The organism is Leifsonia sp. Root4 (assembly GCF_001425085.1).
GTDB lineage: Bacteria > Actinomycetota > Actinomycetes > Actinomycetales > Microbacteriaceae > Microterricola.
Window position 1 is genome coordinate 417,813 of the sequence record NZ_LMDN01000001.1, and the last position, 22,624, is coordinate 440,436.

20 protein-coding genes are annotated in these 22,624 nt (G+C 68.6%); 11 read left to right on the forward strand and 9 right to left on the reverse strand.

All coding sequences use genetic code 11. The annotated features are described in order from the left end of the window. The first annotated feature begins 92 nt into the window (after positions 1-92). The 11 genes from ASC66_RS02010 to ASC66_RS02060 all read left to right on the forward strand — a co-directional run bounded on the left by ASC66_RS02010 (position 93) and on the right by ASC66_RS02060 (position 12,872). Entirely contained in the window at positions 93-1,442 is a 1,350-nt protein-coding gene (locus ASC66_RS02010; RefSeq protein ID WP_055836145.1) for an extracellular solute-binding protein, read from the forward strand. After that, positions 1,442-2,470, forward strand: a complete 1,029-nt coding sequence (locus ASC66_RS02015) for a carbohydrate ABC transporter permease (protein ID WP_082491943.1) — start codon at positions 1,442-1,444, stop codon at positions 2,468-2,470. Before ASC66_RS02010 ends, ASC66_RS02015 begins: the two co-directional genes overlap by 1 nt. After that, positions 2,470-3,291: a carbohydrate ABC transporter permease gene (locus tag ASC66_RS02020; protein ID WP_082491944.1), complete on the forward strand. Its 822-nt coding sequence runs from the start codon at positions 2,470-2,472 to the stop codon at positions 3,289-3,291. The genes ASC66_RS02015 and ASC66_RS02020 overlap by 1 nt, the downstream gene beginning before the upstream one ends. 2 nt (positions 3,292-3,293) lie before the next feature. After that, the gene (locus ASC66_RS02025; protein WP_055833986.1) at positions 3,294-4,565 is read left to right on the forward strand and encodes a 6-phospho-beta-glucosidase; all 1,272 of its coding nucleotides are present in this window, start codon (positions 3,294-3,296) and stop codon (positions 4,563-4,565) included. Beyond that, entirely contained in the window at positions 4,562-5,536 is a 975-nt protein-coding gene (locus ASC66_RS02030; protein WP_055833988.1) for an N-acetylglucosamine kinase, read from the forward strand. Before ASC66_RS02025 ends, ASC66_RS02030 begins: the two co-directional genes overlap by 4 nt. Before the next feature lie 139 nt (positions 5,537-5,675). Beyond that, on the forward strand, positions 5,676-6,860 hold the full coding sequence (locus ASC66_RS02035; RefSeq protein ID WP_055833990.1) for an ROK family transcriptional regulator: 1,185 nt from the start codon (positions 5,676-5,678) through the stop codon (positions 6,858-6,860). 148 nt (positions 6,861-7,008) lie between these two features. Continuing rightward, a complete protein-coding gene (locus tag ASC66_RS02040; protein ID WP_055833993.1) occupies positions 7,009-9,063 on the forward strand; it encodes a TPM domain-containing protein in 2,055 nt (684 codons plus the stop codon). A gap of 115 nt (positions 9,064-9,178) precedes the next feature. Then, a complete protein-coding gene (locus ASC66_RS02045) occupies positions 9,179-9,913 on the forward strand; it encodes a PspA/IM30 family protein (RefSeq protein WP_055833996.1) in 735 nt (244 codons plus the stop codon). 112 nt (positions 9,914-10,025) lie between these two features. Then, positions 10,026-10,853: an arginase family protein gene (locus tag ASC66_RS02050; protein ID WP_235496632.1), complete on the forward strand. Its 828-nt coding sequence runs from the start codon at positions 10,026-10,028 to the stop codon at positions 10,851-10,853. A 52-nt stretch (positions 10,854-10,905) separates the two neighbouring features. Continuing rightward, entirely contained in the window at positions 10,906-12,456 is a 1,551-nt protein-coding gene (locus tag ASC66_RS02055) for a dihydrolipoyl dehydrogenase family protein (protein ID WP_055834002.1), read from the forward strand. Positions 12,457-12,500: 44 nt separating this feature from the next. After that, positions 12,501-12,872, forward strand: a complete 372-nt coding sequence (locus ASC66_RS02060) for a hypothetical protein (protein WP_055834005.1) — start codon at positions 12,501-12,503, stop codon at positions 12,870-12,872. 40 nt (positions 12,873-12,912) lie between these two features. Here ASC66_RS02060 and ASC66_RS02065 read toward each other — a convergent pair whose 3' ends face one another. The 9 genes from ASC66_RS02065 to ASC66_RS02105 form a co-directional block, all read right to left on the reverse strand. Next, positions 12,913-13,377 carry a Clp protease N-terminal domain-containing protein gene (locus ASC66_RS02065; RefSeq protein WP_055834008.1) on the reverse strand — a complete coding sequence of 155 codons (465 nt, stop codon included), beginning with the start codon at positions 13,375-13,377 and terminating at the stop codon, positions 12,913-12,915. Next, a complete protein-coding gene (locus ASC66_RS02070; RefSeq protein ID WP_055834011.1) occupies positions 13,370-13,585 on the reverse strand; it encodes a hypothetical protein in 216 nt (71 codons plus the stop codon). The genes ASC66_RS02065 and ASC66_RS02070 overlap by 8 nt, the downstream gene beginning before the upstream one ends. An 80-nt stretch (positions 13,586-13,665) precedes the next feature. After that, positions 13,666-14,031, reverse strand: a complete 366-nt coding sequence (locus tag ASC66_RS02075; protein ID WP_055834014.1) for a cupin domain-containing protein — start codon at positions 14,029-14,031, stop codon at positions 13,666-13,668. 30 nt (positions 14,032-14,061) lie between these two features. Next, complete coding sequence (locus ASC66_RS02080) at positions 14,062-14,922, reverse strand: siderophore-interacting protein (RefSeq protein ID WP_055834017.1); 861 nt, start codon at positions 14,920-14,922, stop codon at positions 14,062-14,064. Next, positions 14,919-17,027 carry an iron ABC transporter permease gene (locus ASC66_RS02085; RefSeq protein ID WP_082491945.1) on the reverse strand — a complete coding sequence of 703 codons (2,109 nt, stop codon included), beginning with the start codon at positions 17,025-17,027 and terminating at the stop codon, positions 14,919-14,921. The genes ASC66_RS02080 and ASC66_RS02085 overlap by 4 nt, the downstream gene beginning before the upstream one ends. 6 nt (positions 17,028-17,033) lie before the next feature. Continuing rightward, positions 17,034-18,023: an iron-siderophore ABC transporter substrate-binding protein gene (locus ASC66_RS02090; protein ID WP_055834021.1), complete on the reverse strand. Its 990-nt coding sequence runs from the start codon at positions 18,021-18,023 to the stop codon at positions 17,034-17,036. 160 nt (positions 18,024-18,183) lie between these two features. Continuing rightward, complete coding sequence (locus tag ASC66_RS02095) at positions 18,184-19,038, reverse strand: ABC transporter ATP-binding protein (RefSeq protein WP_055834024.1); 855 nt, start codon at positions 19,036-19,038, stop codon at positions 18,184-18,186. Between the two features lie 93 nt (positions 19,039-19,131). After that, the gene (locus tag ASC66_RS02100) at positions 19,132-20,559 is read right to left on the reverse strand and encodes an amidase (RefSeq protein WP_055834026.1); all 1,428 of its coding nucleotides are present in this window, start codon (positions 20,557-20,559) and stop codon (positions 19,132-19,134) included. A 651-nt stretch (positions 20,560-21,210) separates the two neighbouring features. Further along, positions 21,211-22,617: an HNH endonuclease signature motif containing protein gene (locus ASC66_RS02105; RefSeq protein ID WP_055834029.1), complete on the reverse strand. Its 1,407-nt coding sequence runs from the start codon at positions 22,615-22,617 to the stop codon at positions 21,211-21,213. Positions 22,618-22,624 lie beyond the last annotated feature (7 nt).

The following is a 22,624-nucleotide window of genomic DNA, read 5'->3' on the forward strand; positions in this document are numbered from 1 at the left end:
CGGTCTTTCACTCCGGCCATCTGGCTCTGGCTCTGCTCTTCACAGCAGCGCGCGCACTGCCGGTTCTCGACATCACAGAAACGAGCTCACTCATGAATTCTCGCAATATCCCACGACGCGTTGCCGTCCTCGCCGCCATCTCGGCAACAGCAGCCCTCGTGCTCGCCGGCTGCAGTTCGGGCGGCGGCACTGGCAGTGACTTCGCGGCGACAGAGCCCGAAACGCTCGAGGGGACGGTGTCTTTCTGGCACTTCTTCTCCGACCGCGAAGCCGAGGTCATCCAGTCGGTGGTCGACGACTTCGAAGCCGCCAACCCCGGCGTCACCGTTGACGTGCACGGCGGCCAGGACGATGAGAAACTGCGCAAGGCCATCGCCACGGGCGACAAGGTCGACCTCGGTCTCAGTTACTCCACCGACATCGTCGGGAACTTCTGCTCGACAGGTGCCTTCCGTGATCTTGGCGAGGTGATCGAGCGTGACGACATCGACCTCGATCAGTTCTCGGACACCGTGCGCAGCTACACGGAATTCGACGGCGTGCGCTGCAGCATGCCGGTGCTCGCGGACGTATACGGCTTCTACTACAACCGGGATCTGCTCGCGGCCGGCGGCTTCACCGAGCCACCCAAGACCCTGGATGAGCTACAGGAGATGGCGCTGAAGCTCACGACCTTCAACGATGACGGATCGATCAAGACGTTGGGCTTCAACCCGATGATGGGTTGGTACGAGAACACGGTGGCGAACTTCAGCCCGCTCGGCGACACGGAGTGGCTCAACGGCGATGGCACATCGGCCATATCCAGCTCGCCGGGCTGGTCAGAGCTGATGGAGTGGCAGAAGGGCTTCATCGATGCGCTCGGCTATGACAAGCTCAGCGCATTCACCGCCGGTCTCGGCCAGGAGTTCTCTGCCGACAACGCCTTCCAGCGTGGCACCGTTGCGATGAACATCGACGGCGAGTACCGCACGGCGTTCATCGACGATCAGGCACCGGAGCTCAACTACGGCACGGCACCGATCCCGGTACTCGCCAGCGACCCCTCCCTCTACGGCGGTGGCTACGTGACCGGAAACATCGCCGGCATCGCGAAGGGCTCCAAGCACCCCGAGCTCGCATGGGCACTTCTCAAATACCTCACGACCGATACGGCTGCCAGCGTCAAACTCTCGAACGGGCTGAAGAACGCCCCGACAACGACCGACGCACTGGCGTCACCCGATCTCGAGGTCTCCCCGCAGTTCCAGACCTTCCTCGACATCATGCAGAACCCGAATTCGACGACCACCCCACCGAGCGCGCTCGGAGCCGGCTACCAGCAGGCATTCGAGGACCTCTGGCTCAGCTACCAAAGCGGCGCCGTCGACGACCTTCCAGCGGGCCTCGCCGAGGTTGACACGCAGATCAACGACCAGCTGAACCTGGTAAGCGGCCCGTAATGAGCTCCACGACGACCACTGCGGGGCAGCCGGCTTCGGCCGGCCGCCCCGCGGTGCCCCACCCTCCCCGCACTGTGGCCAACGGCCGCGGCCGGTCGAGCCGGGCGCACCGCAACCGCGCTCTCACCGTGATCGTGCTGCTCACACCGGCTCTTCTCGGCATGGCGATCTTCTTCGTCTACCCGCTCGTTGCTTCCATCTACTACTCGTTCACGCGATACGACATGGTCTCTCCACCGGAGTGGATCGGCTGGCGCAACTACGAATACCTGTTCACTCAGGACCCCAAGGTGTGGATTGCGACGCTCAACACCCTGTGGTTCGTGGTGTTCCTGGTTCCCATCAAGATCTTCTTCGCGCTCTGCATCGCCGGGCTGCTCGTGCGGGCCAAGCACGGCAGCGGGGCATGGCGCACGATCTTCTACCTTCCGGCACTCGTGCCGCCCGTGGCCTCTGTTGTCGCCTTCGTGTTCCTGTTCAATCCGGGAACCGGCCCCGTCAACCAGATCCTCGGCTTCTTCGGCATCCAAGGACCACTCTGGTTCAATGACCCATCGTGGTCGAAGCCCTCGCTCGTCATTCTGGGCGTGTGGGTGATGGGCGACATCATGGTCATCTTCCTGGCCGCGTTGCTCGATGTGCCGCGCGACCAGTACGAGGCCGCATCGCTCGATGGCGCAAACGGCCTGCAACAGCTCCGCTACGTCACCTTCCCGAGCATCACACCGGTGCTGATGTTCGCCGTGATCACGGGTGTGATCGCCGCGCTGCAGTACTTCACCGAAGCAGCCGTGGCCTCGGGGGTGGCCAGCGGAAAGGCCGTTGTCGGCGGAGGAACCGGTAGTTCACTTGGCTATCCGGGCAACTCTCTGCTCACGTACACCCAATGGCTCTACGTACGCGGTTTCAGCAACTATCAGCTGGGCTATGCATCGGCGCTGGCCGTGCTGTTGTTCATCGTCGCCAGCATTCTCTTGATTCTGCTGTTGCGCCGATTCAAGGCTTTCACCCCGGAGGGCACCTCATAATGCGCCGCACGCTCTACTGGATCGGCGAGAATGCCATCCTGCTCGCACTGGCGATCATGTTCGTCTCGCCCATCATCTTCGTGTTTCTCACCTCGCTGATGTCAAGCGATCAAACGCTCACCGCGGCCCTCTGGCCACAACCGTTCGAATGGTCGAACTACACCACCGTGTTCACCGAGGCACCCCTCGTGCGATGGTTCACCAACTCGGCGATCTACGCGATCCTCGCGACCGTGTTCATGCTCGTGTCGAGCGTTCCCGCCGCCTATGTGCTGGCCAAGATCAAATTTCGCCTGTCGAACGTGGTCTTCACCGCCATCATCATCGCGATGCTCCTACCACCACAGGTGACGGCCATCCCGATCTATGTGATGTGGTCAGACCTGGGTCTCACCGGCTCACTCTGGCCGCTGATCTTGCCGAACCTGCTCGGAGATGCATTCTCCATCTTCTTGCTGCGGCAGTTCTTCCTCACCATCCCAAGCGAGTACGCCGACGCTGCGCGCATCGACGGCAACGGCGAGTTCGGTGTACTCACGCGCATCATGGTGCCCATGGCCAAACCCGGCATCGCCGCGACCGGAATCTTCATGTTCTTCCATTCCTGGAACGACTACTTCGGCCCGCTGCTGTACACCTCCGAGAACCAGGATGCATGGCCCGTCGCCTACGGTCTGGCCTCATTCCGCGGAATTCACGGCACCGATTGGGGCCTCACCATGGCGATGACCATGCTCGTCACCGTGCCCGTCGTTCTCATCTTCTTCTTCGCCCAACGCGTGTTCGTTGAGGGCATCACCCTGACTGGAGTCAAAGGATAATCATGAAACTCACTGTTGTTGGTGGAGGGTCGACCTACACCCCTGAACTCATCGATGGATTCGCGCGCTTGCGTGACGGGCTCCCGATCGACGAGCTCTGGCTCGTCGACACAGACCCCGAACGGCTCGCCCTGGTCGCGGGAATCTCACAACGCATGTTCGCCGCAGCCGGGCACCCGGGAAAGGTGATCCCGACGACCGACCTCGTTGCGGGAGTCTCGGATGCGGACACAGTCCTGCTGCAACTGCGTGTCGGCGGGCAGGCCGCCCGCCACGGCGACGAATCGTTCCCTCACGACTGTGGCTGCATCGGCCAGGAGACCACCGGTCCTGGCGGGTTTGCGAAAGCGTTGCGCACGGTTCCCGTGGTGCTGCAGGTCGCGGAGACCATCCGTAAGCACGCGAAGCCAGACGCATGGATCATCGACTTCACGAACCCCGTCGGCATCGTCACCCGCGCTTTGTTGAACGAAGGGCACCGCGCCGTGGGGCTCTGCAACGTCGCGATCGGCTTCCAACGCCGCTTTGCGAACATTCTCGGAGTTGACCACCGGAACGTCACCCTCGACCATGTCGGATTGAACCACCTCAGCTGGGAGCGCGGCGTGCGGGTGAAGACCCCGTCAGGAACAATCGATCGGCTCCCCGCACTTCTCAGCTCCCATCTGCCAGCTGTGGCAGAAGAGGTTCGCCTGCCGGCATCCCTGATCACCATGTTGGGCGCGGTGCCGAGCTACTACTTGCGCTATTTCTACGCTCACGACGTCGTGCTCGGTGAGCAACTCGGCGAACCCACCCGCGCCCACGCCGTTCTCGACGTCGAAAAGCAGCTCCTCGAGATCTACGCAGACCCGAGCGTGACGACGAAGCCGGCTCAGTTGGAGAAGCGTGGCGGTGCCTTCTACTCCGAGGCCGCCGTCGACCTGATCGCCTCGCTTCTGAATGATCGTGGCGACGCCCAGGTCGTCAATCTCGCCAACAACGGCACGCTGCCGTTCCTGCCGGATGACCATGTGATCGAAGTGCCGGCGACGGTGAACAGCTCCGGCCTCGTCGCCCTGCCCGTCGCACCGCTGCCCGACGACATCGCCGGACTCATCGCGAACGTCGCAGGCTACGAGCGTCTCGCGCTCGACGCCGCCATCCACGGCGGTCGCGAGCGGGTGGTGCGCGCCATGATGGCGCACCCGCTCGTGCTGCAGTACGACCGCGCGGAGAAGCTCAGCGAGCTGTTGATCGCCGGCAACCGCGAGCACCTGGCCTGGGCCCGATGACACGGCGGGTACTCATCGCCGTCGACGGCGGAGGGTCCAAGACTGATGCCGTCGCGCTCACCCCGGATGGCGAGATCCTCGCGCGCGCATCTGGCCCGAGTTCGAGCCCTCAGAATATCGGCCTCGCCGCCGCAGTCGACGTGCTCGACGCCGCGGTGCGCGAGACGATCGCCACGGCAGGCTCGGCACCGGAGCATGTCGCCTGCTACATCTCCGGCCTCGACCTGCCCGCGGAGATCGAGGACTTCACCGCGGCGATCTCTGGCCTCGGCTGGGCGCGGAACACGGCGCGGCCACCCGTCGTCGACAACGACCTCTTCGCATTGCTGCGAGTCGGAACGGGCGAGCCGAACGCCGTCGCCGTCGTCTGTGGCACCGGCATCAACGCCATCGGCGTGCGGGAAGACGGCGCCAGCGTGCGATTCCCGGCGCTCGGCTCGATCTCCGGCGATTGGGGCGGCGGCGGCCACCTCGGCCAGGAGGCACTCTGGCACGCCGCACGCGCAGAGGACGGGCGCGGGCAGGAGACGCTGCTGCGCACCGCCCTGCCGGCGGCGCTGGGGCTTCCGACGGTGCGCGCCGTGACCGAGGCGCTGCACTTCGGCCGTCTGCCGGGTGCCGCGCTGGCATCGCTCCCGCCCGTGCTGTTCGCGGCCGCCGACGCCGGAGACCGGACAGCGCTCGCGCTGCTTGATCGCCAGGTCGAGGAGATTGTGGTGATGGCGGTGACCGCGCTGCGGCGGCTCGAGCTGTTGCACCGTGCCGTTCCCGTGGTGCTCGGCGGCGGAGTGATCGCCGCCGGCAATGCCCGGCTGCTCTCCGGCATCCGGGGCGGGCTGGCCGAGGCGGCCCCCCTGGCCAGGCCGGAGGTGGTCACGGCACGCCCCGTCGTCGGCGCGAGCCTGCTCGTTCTTGACCAGATCGGGGCGGATGCCGCAGCTCACGAGCGTGTGCTGGCGACGCTCGCCTGAGCGGGGCGCCGGAGCCCGGCGGTATTCGGGCGGCTCCGAGTGGCGCGTCAGGGGAACGAGTGCGGCACCGAGCGACGCTATGCTCGTCAGGACTCCTTACAAGGCGGCCACGGCCGCATGACTGCACGAAGGCGGCGCCGTGGCTGTGAACTCCTCACAGGGAACTCCCGCGTGGCTCGGAGCGGTGAACGACCGCACGGGACTCGCCATGCTGCTCGAACACGGGCCGCTGACCCGCAACCGGATCTGTGAGCTCGCGGGCGTCTCCAAGCCGACCGCCTCGCTCATGATGACCCGGCTGGAGCAGTCCGGTTTCATCGTGCAGGCCGGCAGGCAGACCGGCACCCCCGGTCCGTCGCCGATCATCTACGCCGCGCGCGTTGACGGCGCCATCGGCGTAGCCATCGACCTCGATGCCGATGAGATCCGCTCAAGCGTCGTCGACGCGGCGGGAACCCAGCATCCGACGGTCTCCGCCGCGCTGTCGGCCGAGCTCTCCGAACGCGACCCCGTACGCGATGTGCGCGGCGCCATCGAGCGTGCCTGCGAGGCCAGCGGCGCTGACCCGGCAGCCGTGCACAAGCTCTGCATCGGCATCCCCGGCTATGTCGATCCGCGCCATGACGACGAACTGTTCACCGAGGCCTTGCCGAAGTGGCCGGTGACCGGCGTGCGCGAGCTGCTCGAGGCGGAACTCGGTGTGCAGGTGCGCATCGAGAACGACGTGAACCTCGCCGCGACGGCCGAGCGCGTCGCCGGCGCGGGCCTCGGTCGCGAGGTGTTCGTGACGATCTGGCTCGGCAACGGCGTCGGCGCCGCCTTCGACATCAACGGATCGCTGCACCGCGGAGCCTTCGGCGGTGCAGGGGAGATCGGCTTCACGCCCATCCCCCACGCGGCCAGTCACTACGGCGATTCGTTGCGCGAGGTGCAGGATCTGATCGGCGGTCGCGCCGTTCTCGCCCTGCTCAACGGCCACGGAATCAGCGGCGATGGATTCGCCGCGACGCTCGCGGCGCTGGATTCCGCGCCGAACCGTCGCTCGGTGCTCGAGGATCTCGCTCCGCGCATCGCGATCTGCCTGACCCCGCTGCTCTCCGTGCTCGACCCTGAGCTCATCGTGCTCAGCGGGCCGACGGGCAGCGCCGGCGGTGCAGACATGGCGGAGCTCGTGGCCGAGCACATCCGCACGATGAGCCGCTGGTACCCGGAGGTCGTCGCGACCACGGTGCGTGACAATGCCGTGCTGCAAGGCGCGCGCGAATTGCTGGTGACCGAGGTCAGGGCCGAGCTGCTCGATCGCGTCGCCCTCGTCGGCGGCTGAGGGAGTCGGAGCGGACTCACAGCTTCCGCCTAGACTCGCCCGACGCGCTCGCCCTAGACTGCGAAGACCGCTCCGAAACGGGTGGTTCTCGGTGCTTCTGCGTGGGGGCTTTCACACCGGATGAGACGTCGTAGAAGAAAGTTGACTGATGCGAACTCGCTGGGGCGTCGGAGCCGCATTGACAGTCATCGCCCTGGTCTTCGGCGCCCCGCTGGCGGCGTCGGCCGCCGAGCCCGTCTCGTTCGGGGCCAGCCCGATCGTCGACACCGTCGGTGCGCTCGGGAACCGCACCGCCGAGGTGGAGCAGGCGATTGACAGCCTGTACGAGAAGGAACGCATCCAGCTCTTCGTCGCATACGTCGACGTCTTCACGAACCCGGACGACGCCGCTGCTTGGACGGAAGACACGGCCAACGCCAACGGCATGGGCAGCAACGACTATCTGCTCGCCGTCGCCATTGACGGGCGCACCTACTACCTGTCCGCGGCACCGGACGCCCCGCTCAGCGATGAGCAACTCGCCGAGATCGACGCGAACTACATCGAACCGGCACTGCGCGACGGCGACTGGGCCGGGGCCGCGATCGGCGCGGCCACCGGGCTCGAGCGCGCCGCAGGCGGCGGATCGCTGGACGGTTCGACCTCCGGCGGCGGCTCCGGATTCGTGTGGTTCATCCTGATCGCCATCGTCGTCGTCGGTGTCGTGCTGTTCGTCGTGCTGCGCCGACGCACGAAGTCGCCGGCATCCGGCGGGCAGCCGAGCGAGGGCATCGGGGCGCTCAGCACCGCAGAGCTCAAGCAGCGTGCGGGCAGCGCACTCGTGCGAACGGATGACGCCGTCAAGACGAGCGAGGAGGAACTCGGCTTCGCCATCGCCTCATACGGCAGCGAGGCGACCTCCGGTTTTCAGCAGGCGTTGGCGGACGCGAAGGCGCAACTCTCCAATGGGTTCACGCTGCAGCAGAAGCTCGACGACGCCGAACCGGACACCGAGGAGCAGCAGCGCAGCTGGTACGCCCAGATCATCGAGCACTGCGAGAAGGCGAACGCCGTACTCGACGAACAGGCCGAGGCATTCGACGCGCTCCGTGCACTCGAGAAGAACGCCCCGCAGGCCCTCGCGACGACGCGGCAGGCGGCCGGGACACAGCAAGCCAGGCTCGCCGGTGTCCGCGCAATTCTCGCCACGCTCTCCACTCAATACACGGATGCCGCGCTCGCCACGATCGCCGACAACCCGCAGCAGGCAGAGGACCGTCTGGGCTTCGCCGCACAGGCGCTCGGCGAGGCGGAGGCGGCACTGGCCGCTGGCAGAACGAGCGATGCAGCCGTCGACATCCGCGCCGGTGAGGAGGCCGTCGACCAGGCCAAGCTCCTGCTGGACGCCATCGACCGGCTCGACCACGACCTGACAGAGGCCAGGGCGAGTTTCTCTGCCGCGATCAGCGATCTGCAGCGCGATGTCGCCGAGGCGAAGGCCCTGCCGCCAGGAGCGGACGCCTCTGGCCGACTGGCCGCCGTCATCGCATCCACGGAACAGGTGCTCGCCGACGTCAGCGCCAAGCTCACGGCAGACCGGGTGAACCCGGTCGAGGTCGTGCAGCGCTTGGAGGCGGCGAACACCCAGATCGACTCCGTGCTGGGCGGCGTGCGCGATGCGCGGGCCGCGGAGCAGCGGGCGAGCGCGGCACTCTCGCAGACGCTGCTCGCGGCGCGCAGCCAGGTGTCGGCCGCCGAAGACTTCATCACCGCCAGGCGCGGGGCCGTGGGGGCCGAGGCCCGCACCCGTCTCGCCGAGGCCGGACGGCTCATCGTGCAGGCGGAGTCGATCGCCGGCGCCGACCCCGTGCAGGCGCTCGCCCAGGCGCAGCGCGCGAATCAGCTCGGCGCCGAGGCCATCCGGCTCGCCCAGAACGACGTCGGGGCGTTCGGTGGTTCGGCCGGCGGCGGCCTCGGCGATCTCGGTGGCCTCTTCGGCGGCGGCAGCGGCGGTTCCGGCTCCGGCGGCAACGTGATGGGCGCCGTCCTCGGCGGAATCCTGATCAACTCGGTCCTCGGCGGTGGCGGCGGCGGTGGCTCCCGCGGTTCCGGCGGCGGCAGCATCTTCGGCGGTGGAGGAGGTGGCGGAGGCGGCCGCCGCAGCCCAGGCAGCTTCGGAGGCAGCGGAACGCGCTCACGCCGGGGCTCAGGAGGCCGCTTCTAGGCGAGCACGGGCGATCCCCGGCTCGTCGACATGATCCATCGACACGACCCATCAGGAACGACGACCCAGCAGTACCGCAACGAACCAGAAGAAACCTTGGGAAGGGAAACACACAATGGCTAAGCAGTCCATCTTCGGTCGCATCGCACAGCTCGCGAAGGCGAACATCAACGCCCTGATCGACTCGGCGGAAGACCCAAAGCTCATGCTCGACCAGATGGTGCGTGACTACACCAACAGCATCGCCGACGCCGAGAGCGCAATCGCGGAGACCATCGGCAATCTGCGCCTGCTCGAAGACGACCACCGCGAAGACGTGGAGGCCGCCAGGGAATGGGGCAACAAGGCTATCGCCGCCAGCCGCAAGGGCGACGAGCTGCGTGCAGCAGGCGATGCGGCCGGCGCTGACAAGTTCGACGCCCTCGCCAAGGTCGCCCTCGGCCGCCAGATCACCTCGGAGAACGAGGCGAAGGCCGCAGAGCCGCAGATCGCCTCCCAGACCGAGATCGTCGACAAGCTGAAGTCCGGCCTGAACGCGATGAAGGACAAACTGGGCCAGCTCGCCTCCAAGCGCGATGAGCTGATCGCCCGCTCGAAGACGGCCGCGGCGCAGACGCAGGTGATGGATGCCGTCAAGAGCATCGACATCCTCGACCCCACCAGCGAGGTGTCGCGCTTCGAGGAGAAGATCCGCCGCGAGGAGGCCAGGGTTCGCGGCGCAAGCGAACTCGCGGCCTCGAGCCTCGACGCCCAGTTCAACGAACTCGAAGACATCGGCGAGCTCACCGAGGTCGACGCCCGCCTGGCCGCGCTGAAGGCCGGCGGCTCGGCCAGCGCGATCGGTCAGTAACCGGCGGCGCCGCCTTCATCGTGAGCGGCCGAGCCCTCGTCTCGCCACCGGCTGGGCGAGTGCCCGGTCGCTCTCGTCACCGTTCTGCGCCCGTCGGGAGGATACTGAGACCGTGGCCGTGACTTTTGTTGTAGTTCCCCAGTGGCAGGGCTCCGTCTCTCCGCGCGCGATGCGCCTGGCCGACGGGGCAGAGGCCATCCGTGGCGATCTGCCGGCGTCGTCGACGGTGCTCGTCGATGTGCCCGTCGAGAGCGGTGACGCCCTCGACACCGGCATCCTGCGCTTCTCCTCACTGCTGCGGGTGCGCGAGCGCCAGCTCCAGGCGCTGAACCACGTGGAGGATTGGGCGCTGACGATCGGCGGAGACTGCGGGGTCTCCCTCGGCTCAATCGAGCACGCCATTGCGCGCACGTCCGGCGATGTGGCCGTGGTCTGGTTCGACGCGCACCCCGATCTGAACTCGGCGGAGGATTCACCGTCCGGCGCGTTCACGGGCATGGTGCTGCGCGCGCTCTGCGGAGAGGGGGTGCTGGTTCCGGATGCCGCACACACGCTCGACCCGGCGAAGCTGGTGCTCGCCGGCATCCGCGACATCGACCCGGGCGAGGAGCGCTTCATCGCCGAGAAGCAGCTCACCCAGATCCCCAGCATGGATCTGGAGACGCCGACGGCGTTCGTCGACGCCGTGCGGGCGACGGGTGCCTCCACCGTCTACCTGCACATCGACCTCGACGTGCTCGACCCCGCCGTCATCGCCGGGCTCGCCAACCCTCTTCCGTTCGGTATGACGCTGGAACAGCTGACCGCCGCGATCACCGCCCTGCGCGCCGAATTCACCCTCGCCGGTGCGACCATCGCCGGATTCTCCCCCGCCTCCCCGCTCGACGCCGAGGACGATCTGCCGAGCATTCTGCGCGTGATCGGCTCGCTGACACGGTAGCCGCTGGGCGCAAGACGTGGCCGCACGCGGGGACAGCGTCTAGGCTGCCGCCATGACACAGCGCGACTATGACGTGATCGTGATCGGGGCCGGCCCCGTCGGCGAGAATGTGGCCGACCGTGTGAAGGCCGGCGGCCTGAGCGTGGTCGTCATCGAGTCCGAACTGGTCGGAGGTGAGTGCTCGTACTGGGCCTGCGTGCCCTCCAAGGCCCTCTTGCGGCCGGCGGCAGCGCTGTCTGCCGCGCGGGCCGTGGCCGGTGCGGATGCCGCTGTCACCGGCGAGCTCGACGTCGAAGCGGTTCTGCGCCGTCGCAACGAGTTCGTCGGCGACTGGGACGACTCCTCGCAGGAGAGCTGGCTGGAGAAGACGGGCATCGACCTCGTGCGCGGACACGGCCGCATCAGCGGGGTGCGCACCGTGACGGTGAACCAGGGTTCGAGCGCGAACGCCGCCAGCCCGGATGCCGCCCCCATCACCGTGCGCGCCCGCCACGCCGTCGTCGTCAGCACCGGGACCGACCCGGCCATTCCCGACATTCCAGGACTCGCCGAGGCCGCACCGTGGACGAGCCGGGAGGCGACATCCGTGAGCGAGGTGCCGCGCAGGCTGGCCGTGATCGGTGGCGGCAGCGTGGGCTGCGAGATGGCCACGGTGTTCCGCGCGCTCGGAGCCGAGGTCACCCTCATCGCCCGTGGCGGACTGCTCGGCGGCATGGAACCGTTCGCAGGTGTCGCCGTGCGGGAAGCGCTCGTCGCGTCCGGCGTCACGGTGCTGACGGGCATCTCGCCGAGCGGCGTGCACCGTGGCCCAGACGGAGTCGTGCGGATCGCATTCGACTCGGATTCCCAGAAGGACGTCGATGTGGACGAGGTGCTCGTGGCCACCGGCCGCGCGCCGCGCACCGGCGAGCTCGGGCTCGAGACCGTCGGCCTGGCACCGGGCGACTGGTTGACGGTCGACGATACGATGCGCGTCGCGCCGCCGAGTGACGCGGCCGTTGGCGACGCGGGCGCTGGCGACGCGGCTGCCGGCGACGCGGATGCTCAGGACGGACCGCTGGCCGGCGGTTGGCTCTACGCCGTCGGTGACGTGAACCATCGCGCGCTGCTGACGCATCAGGGCAAGTACCAGGCGCGCGCGGCCGGCGACGTGATCGCGGCGCGCGCGAACGGCGGCCGGGTCGACGACGCGCCGTGGGGCGTTCACGTGGCAACGGCCGATCACGCAGCGGTTCCGCTGGTGGTGTTCACCGATCCGGAGATCGCATCCGTCGGGCTGACGGCCGCAGCGGCGGCCAAACGGGCGGAGTCGGCCGGCGGCATCCGGGTCATCGACTACAACCTCGGCTGGGTCTCCGGTGCGACGCTTCACCGCGATGGCTACCAGGGGCAGGTGCGGGCCATAATCGACGTCGAGCGCGAGGTGATCCTCGGCATCACCATGGTCGGGCCGGATGTCGCCGAGCTGCTGCAGGCCGCAACCATCGCGGTGGTCGGGGAGGTGCCGCTTCGCCGGCTCTGGCATGCGGTGCCGGCGTTCCCGACGATCAGCGAATTCTGGCTGCGGTTGCTCGAGGAGTACGGCCGGCCGAACGTGGCCTGAGCGGCAGCGCCGATTCGCCCGAGCGCTGCGGCTACGCTGAGGCTGTGCGCACGCTCCTCTTCGACTCCCCCCTCAGCCGGCTCGGCTACCTCTACGCAACCGCCGTCGGCCTGGTCTGGGGCTTCATCTGGAGCACCGGCCGTGTCGAGCGCGTTGACGGCCTCTTCGTCTTCCGCGGCCTGCCGAAGTGGGCCTTCGGCCGCGGCGGCTCCTGCGTCGGGGCGTGCTACCTGACCGACCACAATGTGACGGCTGATGTGCTCGAGCACGAGGTCGTGCACAAACGACAGTGGCAGCGCTACGGCATGCTGTTCCCGCTGCTGTACCTGCTGGCTGGTCGCAACCCGCTGAAGAACCGCTTCGAGATCGAGGCCGGGCTGGAAAAGGGCGGCTACCTGCGCACGCGCGGCCGTTAGACGACACGCACCGACAGCCGCCCAGCCCGCCGCCACGGCGTTAGCCGGCCTGGCCGAGCCGTTCCCGCAGTGCCGCGCGATCGACGGGCAGCGCGGCGAGCAGCGTCGCGGCCGGGTCTGGTTCACTCCGTTCGAGCAGCGCGACCATCATGTGCCGCGATGTGATGGTCTTCGCCTTCTCGGATACTGCGGCGGCGAGGGAACGCTTGAGCACCATCTTCGCGCCGGACGTCATCGACGCCGTGTGTCGGGTGGAGCGGTTGAGCGGGATGTGCCGGTACTCGCCCAGCGTGAGCCCGACCGCTGCGAGTGCCGTGCGGTCCAGACGGTCGACGGCCTCGTTGGCGGCCGACGCGTCGACGCCGACGATCGTCGCCAGCTCGTCGTCCGCCAGGAGGGCGAGCAGCAGGTGCTCCGTGCCGATGCGTCGGTCGCCGCGCCGCCCCGCCTCGTACACCGCGTCCTCGACGGCCGCCCGTGCCGATCGGCTGAATCGCTCAAACATTGCTCTCTCGCTTCCCGTGCTTCGCGTGCACCGATTGACGGGTGACGCCGAGCGCGTCACCGATCTGTTCCCATGACCATCCGGCTCGTCGCGCCTCGGCGACGTGGGTCGCCTCTATGCGTTCTGCGAGTCGATGCAGCGCCGTCACGGCGCGCAGTCCGGTCGCCGGGTCGGCGGTGCGCAACTGGTCTAGATCCATTGGTTCCATGTCTGTCAGTTTGAACTGACAGTTGCGTCTTGTCAAGTCAAACTGACAGATTGGGCCGCGGCCGTAGATCTGCCCAGTGGTCAGCCCAGCTCGCGCAACTCCGCAGTCAGCTCGCCGCCGGCGTCCCCGGTGTTGACCGTGCCCTTCGGCTCGAACAAAATCGCGTGCACCTCTGCTGTCGCCTTCGGGCAGTGCTCGACTCCCCGCGGCACGACAAATACGTCGTTCGGGTTCAGGATGACGTCGCGATCACGAAGCTGGATCGTCAGTTGCCCGCTCACCACCATGAACAGCTCATCGCTCTCCGGGTGGGTGTGCCAGACGAACTCACCCTGTAATTTGACCACCTTGACGTCGTAGTCATTGACGCTGGTCAGCCGATGCGGCTGCCAATGCTCGACGATTTCCGATAGAGCTTCGTGCACGTTGCGAACATCGTCAGACATACGCCGAGCCTAACCCTGCCGGGCAATTCCCTAATTCTCGGAGCGACCGAGCTTCCAGTAGCCCATGAATGCGACCTGCTTGCGGTCGACGCCGCGCTCGCGCACGAGGTGGCGGCGGAGGCCGGTGATTGCTCCGGCCTCTCCGGCCAGCCAGGCGTAGAGGTCGGCGGATGCCGCCTGCTCCGGCACCTCCCAGAGGATCTCGTACTCGGTGTTCTCCGCGTCCGCGCCAGACGCCTCGTCGATCGCGGCCGCGGGCAGCGGGGCGGGAGTCGCCGAGGGAATGGGCTCCACGGGAGCCCATTCGGCGGCCCAGGCATCGATCCAGGCGGTGACGGCCGGCACGAGTGCCTCGCCGTACGCCAGCTCCTCGCGCGGAAGCCAGTTGATCTTCACGCCGTCCGGGGCGTGCAGCGGCAGCGCGTCGCCGGATGTCGGCACCTCGAGGAACACATGGCCCGTGGCATCCGCCGGCAGGCCCTCGAGGATCACGGCGACCGCGGGCACGGCCGTCTCGTCCGCTGCGAGCAACAGCGTGCGCGCATCGCCCGGCCGCCAGACGTATCCGTCCGGTTCGGCGCCGCTGGTGGCATCCGGACCGATCAGCCCGAGCGCATCGCCGACCGCGGCCGCGGCCAGCCAGCGCGTTGCAGGGCCGGTGAGTCCGTGCGAGACGAAGTCGACGTCAACCTCGCGCAGCTCCGGCCGTGCGGCGCGGATCGTGTACGTGCGCCAGATGTCGCCAGGCAGCACGACCTTGATGCGCTGGTCGGCGCCGAACCAGCCCCACTCGTGCAGATCGGGCCCGGTGAAGGTCACCCGCGTGAAGTGTCGGCTGAGCGGGCGGATGCTGGCGACGGTGACGTCGAAGTGCCGGTAGCTGGGCTTCATGATGTTCTCCTTGAGCGCCAGAGCAGCCACACGAAGTATGGTGCGCCGACGACGGCGGTGAGGAGCCCGGCCGGCAGTTGGCCGGGGGCGATGACGGTGCGGCCGAGCGTGTCTGCGACGCAGACGAGGAGCGCGCCGAGTAGAGCGGACATGGGCAGGACGAGCGCGTGCCTGCCGCCGACGAGGGCGCGGGCAGCGTGCGGCGCGACGAGTCCGACGAAGCCGATCATGCCGACGGCGGCGACCGCGGTGGCGGTGAGCACGACCGCGACGCTGAGCATGCCCAGCCGGGTGCGACCGAGCGGCACCCCGAGGATGCGCGGGGTGTCGTCATCCTGGGCCAACACGTCGAGGTCACGACGCGCGCGGATCAGGAGCGGCGTTGCGACGATGATCGCGATCAGCACCGGGATGAGCTGCGGCAGGGTGCGGCCGTAGGTGGAGCCGGCCATCCAGGTGAGGGCCTTGGCTCCGTTGTACGGGTCGGTGGAGATGATCAGCATGCTCACGATCGCGCCGGCTGCGGCCGAGACTCCGATACCGATCAGGATGAGCCGGCTCTGCGCGAAGCCGCCGCGGGCGGCGAGGCCGAAGACGATGACGGCCGCCGCGACCGCTCCGAGCAGGCCACCGGCCGTGACCGCCCAGAAGCTGGCGAGGGGCGCGACGGTGATGATCAACACGGCGCCAACCCCGGCACCGCCGGTGACGCCGAGCAGCGCAGGCTCCGCCAGGGGGTTCCGGGAGACCGCCTGCACGACGGCACCGGCGACGGCGAGTGCCGCACCGGCGAGGATCGCGGCGAGCACACGCGGCATCCGGGTGTTGAGCACGAATTCGGTGACGGGGCCGGCCTGCCCGGTGAGCCAGTTGAGCAGGTCGCCCGCGAGGAGCTTCGCGTCACCGAGCAACAGCGAGACGAACGCGACGGCGACGAGGAGCACCGCGGCGCCGACGATGAGAACGCGGCGGGTACGCGGGCTGGCCGTCGAGCTGAGCGCGAAGCCCGCGGCTGCGCCCGTGGACCCGGTGTCGGTGAGCTTCCGCGCGAGGATGACGAGGAACACGGCCCCGAACAAGGTGGTGACGACGCCGGTCGGAACCTCGACGCCGGCCGCCCCGCCGAAGAGCAGGCGCAGCAGCACGTCGGCGCCGAGCACGACGATCACGCCCATGATGGCGCTGGCCGGGATGAGCGCACGGTGGCGCTGCAGCCCCGGGATCCGGACGGCGATGAGGCGAACGATCGCGGGCGCGGCGAGGCCGACGAAGCCGATGGGCCCCGCGACGGTGACGGCGGATGCCGAGAGCAGCACGGCCAGCACGATGGCGATGGTCTGGGTGCGGCGCACGCGCACGCCGAGCACGGCTGCGGTGTCGTCGCCGAGGGCGAGGATGTCGAGCTTGTGGGCGAACAGCATGAGCACGAGGACGGTCGCGAGCACGAGCGGGCCGAGCTGGGCGACGCCGTCGAGGCTGGTCTGGCCGAGGGTTCCGGCACCCCAGGCGAAGAGCCCCGTCGTCTCCTCCGAGAAGAGCAGGAGCAGCATCGTGGTGAGCGCGCTGAAGGCCAGGGCGATGGCGGAGCCGGCGAGCACGAGGCGAACGGTGCCGGCACCGTTGGCGCCGTTGCCACCGCCACCCGCGGCCAAGCCGAGAACGAGTGCGGCGGCGGCGAGGCCGCCGAGGAAGGCGATGAGGCTGCCGGTGAGCAGCGGGACGGTGATGCCGAACGCGGTGACGGCGACCACGGCGAGGTAGGCGCCGGCGTTGACGGCGAGGGTGTCCGGTGAGGCGAGGATGTTGCGGGCGACGGTCTGCATCACGATGCCGGCGACGCCGAGGGAGACTCCGACGAGCAGCCCGGCGAGCAGGCGGGGAACGCGGGAGGCGACGAGCACGGCCGCGGCCTGGTCGTCGCCGTTGCCGGTGAGGACGTTCCACAGGTCGATGACGTTGACGGAGGACGAGCCCTGCGTCACGTGGATCGCGGCGAGCACGGCGACGAGCACGAGGCCGGCGGCCAGGGCGGCGAACAGTGTCGCCTTCCTGGCCGCCGGTGCTGCGGCATCCGTCGCGCTCGGGGCGCTCTGGAGTGTTGTCACAATGTGTTAGTTGGCAGCGGGCGCGACGGCTGCGACGACGGCGTCGATGTAGTCGTTCATCGAAGAGGGGCCGCCGAACATCCAGATGCCGTCGGCGAGGCGGTGGACGTTGCCGCTCTGCACGAAGGGCAGCGAGGTCCAGACGGCGTTCGTCGCGAGCTCGTTCTGGTACGGGTCCATGCCGTCGGTGGCGATGTAGAAGAAGCTCACGTCACCGAGTGCGGTGAGGCCCTCGACGTCGGTGGAGCCGAGGCCGTAGTCGGCGTCACCCTCGGCCGTCCAGGCGTTCTTCATGCCGAGTTCCTCGGTGATCTCAGAGAGCAGCGCACCCTGGGCGTAGGGGCGGATGGAGACCTGACCGCTCGAGGCCCAGGCATCGCTCATGAAGAACTCGGTGCCGGTGAGGCCGGCGGCCTCGACGGCTTCCTTGCCCTCGGCGATCTTCGCGTCGAAGCCTTCGATCAGCTCGGCGGCCTCGTCTTCTGTGCCGGTCGCCGTGGCGATGTTGTTGAGGTTCTTCTCCATCTGGCCGATGGCGTCGCTGGCGTTGGCTCCACGCACGACGAGCACGGGGGCGAACTCCTCGATCTGGGCGATGGCGCTCTCGCTGAGATCGCTCGTGGTGACGACGAGCTCGGGGGCGAGGCCCGCGATCGCGTCGATGCTCGGCTCGCCGCGCTGGCCGACATCCGTGACGCTCTCGTCGAGGCTCTCGGCCTTGACCCAGGTGGTGTAGCCCTCGACATCGGCGACACCAACCGGCATCACGCCGAGTGCGACGAGGTTCTCGGCGGTGTTCCACTCGAGCGCGACGACCTTGGTGGCCGGTGCGTCGAGCGAGATCGTCTCGCCGCGGTCGTCGGTGATGGTGATGGCCGCATCGCTGCCGGATGCCGCAGGCGTGGTGTCTTCGGTCGTGCCGCAGCCGACGAGGAGTACTGCGGTCGCGGCCGCAGCGATGGACAGGGCGACGGTGCGCGCGGTTCTGATTGGCATTGTCATGGGTTCCTTGGGGTGGGAGACGGCGACGTGGATCGCCAGGGGTGGTGCGGGGGTCTGGTGGAGTGGTGCTGGAATGGCTTGGTGCGGGGGTTGATGGGGTGCGGGCACGCTGACGCCCGGCCGATGTCGGCCCGGCTCGCCGCCGGTGCCGGCGCTAGGCCAGCGCGAGTTCGAGGACTGGGCGGGATTCCGTTCGTGCCGCGTTGTGGCGGCCGATCGCCCGGGTGCGCACGTGTCCGCTCGCCTCGTCGTTGTGCACGTCGACGCGGATGCCGTACGCCTCGCTCAGCAGCTCGGAGGTGAGCACATGCGCCGGCGAACCGGAGGCCTGAACGCGGCCGTCGGCGAGCAGCACGACGTGGTCGGCGATCGCGGCGGCCTGGTCGAGGTCGTGCAGCACGACTCCGATCGTGACGCCGTGCACCTCGGCGAGGTCGCGGATGAGGTCGAGAAGCTCGACCTGGTAGCGGAGGTCGAGGTAGGTGGTCGGCTCGTCGAGCAGCAGCACGGCGGTGTCCTGCGCGAGGCAGCTGGCGAGCCAGACGCGCTGCAGTTGGCCGCCGGAGAGGCGGTCGACCTGGCGGTCGGCGAGCTCGGCGACGCCGGTGATGCTCATGGCGTGCTCGACAACGGCCGCGCCGTCGGCGTCGCCGCGCGTCCAGCGGCCGCGGTGCGGGTGACGGCCGAATTCGACGACCTCACGCACCGAGAGGCCGGCGGGGGTCGGCCGGCTCTGCGCGAGCAGGGTGACGCGGCGGGCGAAGTCGCGGTTGCTGAGGCTCAGCGCGTCGATCGCGTCGGCATCCGCTGCACCGCCCGCGCCCTCAAGGGGGAGCTCAATGCGCCCGGACTCCGGTGCGTGCAGACGCGCGAGCGTGCGCAGCAGAGTGGACTTGCCGCTGCCGTTCGGACCGACCAGCGCGGTGACCCGGCCGGGTGCGAGCGCGATGTCGGCGCCGTGAACAACGGGGGTACCGTTGTAGGCGAGGGTGAGGTCGATTCCGAGCATTCACCCATTTTAGGTAAGCCTTATCTAACCCTGTCAAGTTGAAGTGAGGATTGCCTAACTATTCGGGCAAACTGTCCCCCATTGCGCTCGAGCTCACCAGCCCTGCGGATGCCTGCGCTCCCAGCGCACGCGCCGCTCCAGCTGTGCGCCGAGGGCGAGCAGGGTCGCCTCACCGCCCGGTCGCCCGATGAGCTGCACACCCATCGGCAGGCCGGCATCCGTCTCGGCGATCGGCAGCACGATCGCGGGCAGCCCGCTGACATTGAGCATCGAGGTGAACGGCGTGTACTGCACCTGCTGGGCGAAGTTCCGTTCGCCGTCTGCGGCGTCGTACCAGCCGAGCGGGCGAGGGGTGAGCGCGAGTGCGGGGGTGAGCACGGCGTCGAAGCGCGAGAGCTGGCGGATGAGGGAGCGCTCGTAGGCGGCGAGCGTCTTGAGTGCCTCGGCGAGGGTGCGAGCGCTGAGTTCACGGCCGCGGTGCATCAGCCACCGGGTGAGCGGCTCGAGCAGCTGCTCCTGCTCGGCGGACTCGGCCGGGATACTGGCTGCGCCGGCCTGCCAGATCGTGCGGAACGCGGGTGCGTAGCTGTCGTCGGGCTCGAGCGCGGTCTCCTCGATGCCGTGGCCCATCGTGGACAAGGCGGTGACGGCTGCGTCGAGGGCGTGCCGCGCCTCGGGTGCGATCGTGATGTCGTATGCGTTGTCCCAGGCGGATGTCGTCATCACACCGAGCTGGAAGCGCCCTTCGCCGCGCACCGCCGCCGCCAGGAACGGGCCGTCATCGCCGGGCGCACGCAACGCGTAGTGGTGGTCGGCCGGGTAGCCGCTGGGCGCGATCATGGCGTCGAAAAGCAGCGCCGCATCGCTGACCGTGCGGGCGAGGGGGCCGGGCACCGCAAGGCCCGCGAGGGAGTCAATGGCGCTGCCGCTCGGAACGCGTCCACGCGAGGGCTTCAGCCCGACGAGACCACATGCCGCTGCGGGAATACGCACCGATCCCCCGCCGTCGCTGCCCGGTGCGAACGGCAGCATTCCGGATGCCACCGCCACCGCAGCACCACCGCTCGAGCCTCCGGAGCCGAGGGTCGGATCCCACGGGTTGCGGGCGGGAGGGCCGGCCAGACTCTCGGTGTAGCTCGGCAGCCCGAACTCGGGGGTCGCGGTCTTGCCGAGGCTCACGCCGCCTGCGGCGTCCATGGCCTCGACGATCTCGTCCGAGATCGGCGGGACGAAGTCGGCGAAGAGGCGGGAGCCGAAGCGGGTCGGCACGCCGGCGCGCATCTCGAGGTCCTTGTCGCCGAACGGGAGGCCCCAGATCGGTGCCGTGCGCGGCACGTTTGATTCGACCGCGGCGGCGCGGGCGCGTGCGGCATCCGGCGTCACCGTGACGAAGGCACCCAGCTCGGGGTTCAGGCGCTCGATGCGGGCGAGGTAGTGCTCGGTGAGATCGAGCGGCGAGAACTCACCCTTCTGCAGCGCCTGCCATTGGTCGAGCGCGGTGAGATCGTGCAGTTCAGCCATCCCCCGAGCCTATTGCGATTGCCGCCGAGAGCGGTGCCGTCCGCTCAAGCCAGCGTGCAGAGAGAGGGCCGTGCATATGCACGCCGGCTTGAGGGAGCAGCCGAGGAACGAGTTCGCCCCCGAAGCCCTGAGCGGGTCACCGGATTGGGTCGCCCTGAAGGTCGCGGCCGCAGTGTCGGCGGATCCGCTCGGGGCTTCGCGTGCGTCGCTGCTCCTTCGTCGCGGCGCCGCTCGCTCGAGCCATCGTGCAGAGTGCCGCCGCACAGACTTAGTCGACGCTCACGCACGCTGGCTTGAGGGAGCAGCCGAGGAACGAGGCCGCCCCCGAAGCCCTGAGCGTGTCACCGCATCGGGTCGCCCTGAAGGTCGCGGCCGCAGTGTCGGCGGATCCGCTCGGGGCTTCGCGTGCGTCGCTGCTCCTTCGTCGCGGCGCCACTCGCTCGAGCCATCGTGCAGAGTGCCGCCGCAAGCACAGTCGACGTACATATGCACGCGCACATGCACGCCGCAGGCTCAGTCTCGTGAGTCCCCGCGCCGCGGCTTCGGTCGACGTGCATATTCACGCTGGCTTGAGGGAGCGCCAGCGACCGAAGCCCTGAGCGTCTGACCGGATCGGTCAGGTCGTCGGGTCTCGATACGGCCGCAGGCGGCCTACTGGACCAGCAGCTGACTGAGTTGCAGGAGGTCGGCTTGTTGGGTGCGGGACTTGGTCGATCTGCGCCAGGGGGTGTCGGCGTCGGAGTGGCCGCCGCGGAGCCAGGGCGGCGGTTTCACATGCGGGACACCGTTGATCATCATGATCTGCCACCCGCTGGTGTCGATGGTGTGGTGGTGGAACCAACACAGGAGCACCCCGTTGCAGGTCTCGGTTTCGCCGCCGGCGTGGTGCTCCTTGACGTGGTGGATCTCACTCCAGGCGGCGGGGATGGAACAGCCCGGGATGATGCAGCCGCCATCGCGGAGGCTGATCGCCCGCCGCTGGGTGGCGTTGAAGAGGCGGTCGTGGGAGCCGATGGCGTTGATGGTGCCGTCCGGGCCGATCAGCACATGTTGTTGCCCGCCGGCGCAGATGAACTGCTCCACGGCCTGCATCGAGATCGGCGCCTCGCAGCCCTCAATGAACCCGGACCCGGTGCCATTGGTGAGGTCGGTTTGTCGGACCGAGACGAGCACGGTCGGTGCGGCCCCGCCGATCGTCGGGCTGTCCGCACTGCGGGCCGCCCCATCGATCAGACTGGCGAAGACGTCGTGCCGGGCCTGCGCGGTCGCGCGCGGGTCCTTCGGCGCCTCCGGGTCAGGGTCCGCGAAAGAAGGTTTGCTCCGCGGGTTCAGATACGCGTTCATCAAGGTTTCGAATTTCGCGTCGATCTCTGGCAGCAGAGTCATCTTGCGGTGCACGACCCCGTCCCGGGTGAACCCGGCGCTGATCCCGCGTGCTTGCATGGCGCGTTCTTCGGCCGGGATGCTGCCGTCCTCATCGAGCACGCTCTCCCACACCCGGGCTTGGCCGCGGACCTCGTCGGCGGCGAACGGCAACGGGGACTCGACCGTCGGCCCGGTCGCCGCGGCAACGAGCGCCGTCTCGGCGTGTTCGACGTTGAGGTCGCCGACCCGGCCGCGGATCGGTTCAAGGGTGTCGATGATCGCGGTCGCACTGTCGTAGCCGATCGACCCGGTACTGAGCGCCTCGGCGACGTGGTCGAAGCGGGCCGGCATGCTCTCCCCGCTGAGCGCCATTCGGGACCGGGTGGCTTCGCCGAGACGCATCCGCTGCGTCAGGGTGCGCTCGGAGGCCAGCGTGATGCGGGCGAGGAGCTCGACACCGTTCCGGCAGCCTTTCTTCGCCGAGAGGCGGTCCTCACCGAGCTCGGGCCGGGAGTGGAACGCGACCTCGCCGGCGGCCCGGATGCGGAGGGCGTCGGCGAGGCGGCCGACGGCTTCGGCGGAGGCAGTGAACTCCAACAGGGCGTCGGGGTGGAACAAACGTGCGTCGGAATCGGCGAGGGCGGAGAGCAGCAGTTGCTGTGCTTCTGCGAGTGTCTCCGTTGGGGTTCCCATGGGTCCA

Excerpts from the sequence above, each read along its gene's own strand:
- ASC66_RS02010 (WP_055836145.1), top strand. The coding sequence starts at position 93 with ATGAATTCTCGCAATATCCCACGACGCGTTGCCGTCCTCGCCGCCATC.
- ASC66_RS02015 (WP_082491943.1), top strand. The coding sequence starts at position 1,442 with ATGAGCTCCACGACGACCACTGCGGGGCAGCCGGCTTCGGCCGGCCGC.
- ASC66_RS02020 (WP_082491944.1), top strand. The coding sequence starts at position 2,470 with ATGCGCCGCACGCTCTACTGGATCGGCGAGAATGCCATCCTGCTCGCA.
- ASC66_RS02025 (WP_055833986.1), top strand. The coding sequence starts at position 3,294 with ATGAAACTCACTGTTGTTGGTGGAGGGTCGACCTACACCCCTGAACTC.
- ASC66_RS02030 (WP_055833988.1), top strand. The coding sequence starts at position 4,562 with ATGACACGGCGGGTACTCATCGCCGTCGACGGCGGAGGGTCCAAGACT.
- ASC66_RS02040 (WP_055833993.1), top strand. The coding sequence starts at position 7,009 with ATGCGAACTCGCTGGGGCGTCGGAGCCGCATTGACAGTCATCGCCCTG.
- ASC66_RS02045 (WP_055833996.1), top strand. The coding sequence starts at position 9,179 with ATGGCTAAGCAGTCCATCTTCGGTCGCATCGCACAGCTCGCGAAGGCG.
- ASC66_RS02055 (WP_055834002.1), top strand. The coding sequence starts at position 10,906 with ATGACACAGCGCGACTATGACGTGATCGTGATCGGGGCCGGCCCCGTC.
- ASC66_RS02065 (WP_055834008.1), bottom strand. The coding sequence starts at position 13,377 with ATGTTTGAGCGATTCAGCCGATCGGCACGGGCGGCCGTCGAGGACGCG.
- ASC66_RS02070 (WP_055834011.1), bottom strand. The coding sequence starts at position 13,585 with ATGGAACCAATGGATCTAGACCAGTTGCGCACCGCCGACCCGGCGACC.
- ASC66_RS02075 (WP_055834014.1), bottom strand. The coding sequence starts at position 14,031 with ATGTCTGACGATGTTCGCAACGTGCACGAAGCTCTATCGGAAATCGTC.
- ASC66_RS02080 (WP_055834017.1), bottom strand. The coding sequence starts at position 14,922 with ATGAAGCCCAGCTACCGGCACTTCGACGTCACCGTCGCCAGCATCCGC.
- ASC66_RS02090 (WP_055834021.1), bottom strand. The coding sequence starts at position 18,023 with ATGCCAATCAGAACCGCGCGCACCGTCGCCCTGTCCATCGCTGCGGCC.
- ASC66_RS02095 (WP_055834024.1), bottom strand. The coding sequence starts at position 19,038 with ATGCTCGGAATCGACCTCACCCTCGCCTACAACGGTACCCCCGTTGTT.
- ASC66_RS02100 (WP_055834026.1), bottom strand. The coding sequence starts at position 20,559 with ATGGCTGAACTGCACGATCTCACCGCGCTCGACCAATGGCAGGCGCTG.
- ASC66_RS02105 (WP_055834029.1), bottom strand. The coding sequence starts at position 22,617 with ATGGGAACCCCAACGGAGACACTCGCAGAAGCACAGCAACTGCTGCTC.